At 66.2% G+C, this 1,309-nt stretch carries 1 protein-coding gene; it reads right to left on the bottom strand.

Annotated elements, in window-relative coordinates; genetic code table 11:
* Positions 1–1,190: lactate utilization protein B (locus AB0399_RS40485; protein WP_366414698.1), on the bottom strand; the 1,190-nt coding region annotated here is incomplete at its 3' end.
* Positions 1,191–1,309 lie beyond the last annotated feature (119 nt).

Raw genomic sequence — 1,309 nt, 5'->3', positions numbered from 1 at the left:
ACGCGTTCGCGGAGGTGGACGAGGATTTCGGGGATGTCGATGGCGACGGGGCAGACGTCGTAGCAGGCGCCGCAGAGGGTGGAGGCGTAGGGGAGGGAGGCGTCGAGGGGGGTGGTGGTGCCGCGGAGTTGGGGGGTGAGGATGGCGCCGATGGGGCCGGGGTAGGGGGAGCCGTAGGCGTGGCCGCCGGCGCGTTCGTAGACGGGGCAGACGTTGAGGCAGGCGGAGCAGCGGATGCAGCGGAGGGCTTGGCGGCCGGTGGTGTCGGCGAGGGTGTCGGTGCGGCCGTTGTCGAGGAGGATGAGGTGGAAGTTTTTGGGGCCGTCGTGGGTGGTGGTGCCGGTCCACATGGTGGTGTAGGGGTTCATGCGTTCGGCGGTGGAGGAGCGGGGGAGTGTTTGGAGGAAGACTTCGAGGTCTTGGAAGGTGGGGATGGTTTTTTCGATGCCGACGATGGAGATGAGGGTGTCGGGGAGGGTGAGGCACATGCGGCCGTTGCCTTCGGATTCGACGACGACGAGGGTGCCGGTTTCGGCGATCATGAAGTTGGCGCCGGAGATGGCGATTTTGGTGCGGAGGAATTTTTCGCGGAGGTGGAGGCGGGCGGCTTCGGCGAGTTCGGTGGGGTTGTCGGTGAGGTGGTCGGGGGCGGGGCGGCCCCAGTGGGTCATTTCGTGGTGGAAGATGTCGCGGATTTCGGTGCGGTTTTTGTGGATGGCGGGGACGAGGATGTGGGAGGGCTTGTCGTGGGCGAGTTGGACGATGAGTTCGGCGAGGTCGGTTTCGTAGGCGTGGATGCCGGCGGTGTGGAGGGCTTCGTTGAGGCCGGTTTCCTGGGTGGCCATGGATTTGACTTTGACGACTTCGGTTTCGCCGGTGGTTTGGATGATGTGGGTGGTGATGCGGTTGGCTTCGTCGGCGTCGGTGGCCCAGTGGACGGTGCCGCCGGCGTTGGTGACGGCGGTTTCGAGTTGTTGGAGGTAGTGGTCGAGGTGGTGGAGGGTGTGGTCTTTGATGGCGGCGCCGGCGGTGCGGAGTTGGGGCCAGTCGGGGAGTTCGTTGATGGCGGTGGCGCGTTTGGTGCGGATGGTGTGGGTGGCGTGGGTGAGGTTGGCGCGGAGTTGGGTGTCCTTCGTTGAGGCGTGTGCGGCTTCGGGGAAGGAGGGGAGTCCCAGGTAGGTGCCGCTCATCGGACGACTCCTGTGTCGGCTCGCCGGTAGGGGTGTTGTTCGGTGGAGGCGAGGATTTCGGCGAGGTGGAGGGTGTGGAGGGGGGCGTGGTCGCGGCGGAGGATGCCGTCGAGGTGGAG

The sequence above is a fragment of the Streptomyces sp. NPDC088194 genome, assembly GCF_040702025.1.
In the GTDB taxonomy this organism is placed as follows: Bacteria; Actinomycetota; Actinomycetes; order Streptomycetales; family Streptomycetaceae; genus Actinacidiphila.
The sequence above is the reverse complement of the archived record's forward strand: the minus strand, read 5'-3'. Positions and strand labels throughout refer to the sequence as shown.